Origin of the sequence: Rhodopirellula sp. JB055 (genome assembly GCF_043100905.1) — a bacterium.
In the GTDB taxonomy this organism is placed as follows: Bacteria; Planctomycetota; Planctomycetia; order Pirellulales; family Pirellulaceae; genus Rhodopirellula.
In genome coordinates this window covers 1-4,366 of the sequence record NZ_JBICHO010000517.1, presented here as the reverse complement: position 1 = coordinate 4,366, position 4,366 = coordinate 1, and the positions used below count along the sequence as shown (strand labels likewise).

The window sequence follows — 4,366 nt, the reverse complement described above, 5'->3', positions numbered from 1 at the left end:
GGTTTCGGTCACGTGGTTTTCCGATGGCGTTTGCAATCAGCGTGACGCGAAATCATTTTGTCGGCGAACAATAGATTCAACCCTACTCACTAGGGTCGTATTCGGGAAATTGCATGATACGGGGTAAGTGAGTTGGGGTGTTTGACCAATATCACTCAACTCGCTTTTATGCTCAAAATCTTACCTGCTGCGTGTTGCTGCGGCAATGTTGCCACTCCTGGAAGTCGTTCTGATGACACCAGGGGGCTTTGGGGGGAGCGTGGCTCAGCGCAAGTGACCGAATATGGTCTCCGAAATGGCTTCGGCGATACGTACAGACGTATCCCAAGGGGCTGACGAATGAGCTGCCCGTGAATCGCGAGACGGTCCTGCGATTTTCGCGTTCTTCGCTGGAGGTCGGGGCGACCTTCGCATCCCACTTGGCTCGCTGGCCACAGAGAACGTTTGTACGGTGGGGAAGCGGTTGGGAACGGCTGTTATCAAGCCATGGGTCTTAAATTGAGTTTGGCCGTTGCCCAATGAGCAAGAAGGCTCTCGTTTGGAGAACCGTGGGCTATCGCCCATCGGCTGATCGCTCTCGCTGCGAAGGGGGGCGAGTCAGCGATGGGGAGTGCTGGGCGGCGGGGTTCGAAGGAGAAGGGACGAGGAAGGGGGGAGAGAGGCGCAAGAAGCAGCCGTCGGTAACTCGTGCGTTTACCGACGGCTGCTACGGTTGTGAATCCTTTCAGGATGATCGTCGCGGGGCACCGCCATGACGCCGATGCGGAGGAAGGGATCGGCCTAGAGTCGGCGAACACGAATGTTTCGGTACGAAACTTCGTCGTTGTGATCTTGAAGGCAGATATGGCCTTCGCTGGATTCACCGAAGCCGTCCCATTTGCCGAACTTCGATTTTGCAACGCGTTCGTTCCAGTCATCGCTGCCTTTGACGAACTCGCAGTAGAGGACTCCGTTGACTGCGATCTCGCACTTCTCAGGCGTGATCAGCACTCGCAACTTGTTCCACTCGCCAACTGGTTTCGTGGCGTCCGTGTCCGAGGAATACAGTTGATACAACCAACCACACTTCTGCGGATCGTGACCGCCCTTGTGGTCTTGGATCTGAATCTCAGGGCCGGTGTAGTAAGGTGGTTTTTTGGTTTCGAGGACATGGAACATCACGCCACTGTTGGCAGCGGGAGTGACTTTGAATTCGAGTTCCAGTTCGAACGCCGCAAACTTTTCTTTGGTGATGATGTTCTCACCGCGGGCCTGTTTGCCTTGATCCTTTCGGGAAATGCAGGTCAGCGCGTCGCCATCAATCTTCCATCCTGTTGTCACTGAATCGCGGTTGTATTCCCGCCAAGCGTCCAGGTTGCTGCCATCAAACAGCGTCACCCATTTTCCAGTTTCGGGGGTGGCGTCCTGAGCCAGGGCGGCGCCTGGCGTAAGAAAGAGAGGGGAAAGGGCCAGGACGCACAGTAACTTTTTCATAGATCACTTCGGGGGAAGGAGGTGGGAGTCAACTTCGGCCCCATCCATGTTGCAACGGAAAGGGGCGGGAGCGAGAGAGTTTAGCTGCTGCAGACCGTCTTGTGGACGCAAATCAATGGATTCGATTCGGGCCGTTCGAAAACGCCGTGCGTCAGGAGAACAACGAGCCCGCTGCTAGTGGTCTGTCAAAGCTAAAAGTGAGGGTAGATTGTAGTGGACGAGGCGACGAGTCCTTGGATTTGACATTGACTGTTTTGGCAAACGCCACTGTCCCCACGTGCAGTTGGGGCGAATGCACAAACGGCTCACATCGTTTTGCCTGATCATTCCGGCTGACGTGCTTCGCCCGCATTTTTCCTCCGGAACCATTTCAAGACGCTGGTTTTCGCGTTTTTTTCTTCTATGTGCGGTTGAGGCGAGCTGGATTCTGGGGCTTCGGAGATCGCCTGGTCGCTCTTTGCGTCCAGAGGAGCCAGCGCCACGGTGAGTGCTTGATGTCCACCGCCTTCGAAATATTCAATGCGAATGGGGTGCATCCCTGCTTCCGCTCTGAGCAACCGACTCACGGTCATGGGAGGATGATTGCCATCATGATCCAAAAACAATTGATCATTCAAGAAGACACGACTGCCGTCGTCCGACGTGATCTGAAACCGATACAGTCCCTCCTCGGGAACTTGTAGATAGGCATTGATGACGAGGGCAAAATCATCCTCTCGATCTGCTTGGATTTCTTGTAAATCCAATGTCGTGACTTCGCCGGAACGCGACACCTCGAGTTCTTCGAATCGAGGGAGTTTCTTGAACTCACCATGGTACAGATCGAACGCGATTCCCTCTTCCAAATCGTCCACTTTCTCTGCCTTCAAGGGGGGGATCGATTCAGTCATGATGTTCAACGGCAATGATGCTCCTCGTCGTTCGGCCACCAGATGGAATCGATCCGACGTGCGGAAGGCACGGTCCAGTGCTAAGGCCCAATCTGCCGCATGTCGGACGGATTCTCCTTCAACTGAAGTGATCGTATCACCGGGTTGCAGCCCTGCTCGTTCGGCCGGAGAACCTTGTTCCACTGATGTGACAAGAGCAACGTCGGCGAGCGGGTTCAAGCTGAGTCCCACCCAGCGGTTGTGGCGTAACTCTGGTTCCACGACTCGATGGAACAGGCGACGGACTCGGTCGATTGGAATCGCAAAGCTTGCGTTCTGTTCTTCCGGATTCACTCTGGAAACGATCCCGATGACCTTGCCGTCCATATTTACCAGCGGACCACCCGAGTTGCCACGATTGCTGGCGGCATCAAAGCGAATGAAATCATCTCGAGCTTGCAAGTTGTACTGCGTTCCTATCAGAGCATTGGGCATGTCCAAGTAGGTCTTCTTGGAACTAATGATTCCTGATGTGATTGTCATTCCGCGTCCGCCCGGATTTCCGGCAACGACGACTGCCTCGCCATTGTGGACATCGTTGCTTTGGCCAAGCGGCACCGTTGGCAAGCGACCTTTCACGTAGAGCAGGCGAACAATGGCAATGTCTTTCTCGGGCATGCGTCCTACCACTTCGAACCGAGTCGCTTTCTGCCCAATCACTGCGTACCCGTCATCTCTCGAGAGAACGTGATCATTGGTTAGTACGTAACCAGCGGGATGGATGATTGTACCGCTGCCAGTTTGGAATCCGCCCGTGGATTCGTCTCGCAAGAACAACCCCACCACCGCAGGTTCCACCTTCGCAATCACATCCACGAGGGGCGACCACCGCGGTGACTGCGGGTCAAGCTTTGAAGGCTCATCAGAAGAAGCCGATTGCAGCAGCAACGAAGCAACGGCAAAGGTGCCAAACGCAATTCCAGTAAGTCGCATGTGTTTTTCGTGTTACAAGCTTGAAGATTTTCTCTGCCAACAATCTAGCGGCAATCCGTTTGACTCGCGAACCGTCCGCGATTCAATCTGCACAACGATCCCACATCGCATTTAGAAGTCGTGCAGTATTTTGATGCGGTTTTTTAGCGTTTTTTGTACGATGCACCTCTCCCGAAACTTCGTATTCGGAGGTTGGTGTAGCAGTGATTAGGAGAGGTGAAACGGGAACCCGACAGGCGTTTCTTCCCGAAAATGCCTGTGCAAGGGTCTACCCCGCGCCCCAAACGCCGTTGGAATCAACCTGACACAGAATGCACCTTCACGAGCACTCCTCGCTTCCCGACCCACGACCATGTATCAGCACGACCGGATCATCGATTTGGCCGACCGACTGTCTGATGGTCCCGATGGCGGTCCCATCACGAGGCGGGGCGTGGGGATCGGTGCAGCGGCGGTGGTTTGCCTTTATGGACTGCGATGCTGTCTTGTCCAGCAAGCGACGACGATCCACCTTTCCCGCGGCGGGCAAATGTCCCCAATGTTCTGGAAAGAATACATCGGCACGCCCGCGATCACGTTTGGGGTGTTGCTGATCTGCATCGGGCTGTTCATTCACTTTCGATGGTATTGGGGCAATCACAAACGACTGCAGTACTACTACGAGATCCCAACGGCAATCTCGATCGTCAGCTTCGTCATTGCGATGGCGGTGCATCTGTGGACGGTTTGGCGGTGGACGTGAGCGTCTTCACGTTTCCATGCGATGAGCTTCGAAGACGGGTAGCCAAGCCCGTCGACCACGCCTGGTGAAAAGACAGGAACGACGCAGCATCCCCACGACGGCCCCGTCCGGGGCGATGTAGCGTGATGGCGATGTGCGAAAGGTGCGATTGATGATGGGCACCAAAAAAGCGACCCTCGTTGAATGAAGGTCGCTTTCGCGGGGTTTTGTTTGGGCCTGGCTAGTGGTCTGTCTCGACCTGTTCTTAGGGTAGTGGACGAGGCGACGAGCCCTGAACTGGAGTCAAAAC

At 54.9% G+C, this 4,366-nt stretch carries 3 protein-coding genes; 1 reads left to right on the top strand and 2 read right to left on the bottom strand.

The annotated features are described in order from the left end of the window. Window positions 1–780 precede the first annotated feature (780 nt). Window positions 781–1,473: a DUF1080 domain-containing protein gene (locus ACF8AM_RS20180; RefSeq protein WP_392557378.1), complete on the bottom strand. Its 693-nt coding sequence runs from the start codon at window positions 1,471–1,473 to the stop codon at window positions 781–783. A gap of 323 nt (window positions 1,474–1,796) precedes the next feature. Beyond that, a complete protein-coding gene (locus ACF8AM_RS20175; protein WP_392557377.1) occupies window positions 1,797–3,335 on the bottom strand; it encodes a trypsin-like peptidase domain-containing protein in 1,539 nt (512 codons plus the stop codon). Window positions 3,336–3,687: 352 nt separating this feature from the next. Here ACF8AM_RS20175 and ACF8AM_RS20170 point away from each other — a divergent pair, with 352 nt between their 5' ends. Next, window positions 3,688–4,077, top strand: a complete 390-nt coding sequence (locus ACF8AM_RS20170; protein ID WP_392557376.1) for a hypothetical protein — start codon at window positions 3,688–3,690, stop codon at window positions 4,075–4,077. The last annotated feature ends 289 nt before the right edge of the window (window positions 4,078–4,366 follow it).

Coding starts and splice junctions, on each gene's coding strand:
- ACF8AM_RS20180 (WP_392557378.1), bottom strand. CDS start 1,473: ATGAAAAAGTTACTGTGCGTCCTGGCCCTTTCCCCTCTCTTTCTTACG.
- ACF8AM_RS20170 (WP_392557376.1), top strand. CDS start 3,688: ATGTATCAGCACGACCGGATCATCGATTTGGCCGACCGACTGTCTGAT.
- ACF8AM_RS20175 (WP_392557377.1), bottom strand. CDS start 3,335: ATGCGACTTACTGGAATTGCGTTTGGCACCTTTGCCGTTGCTTCGTTG.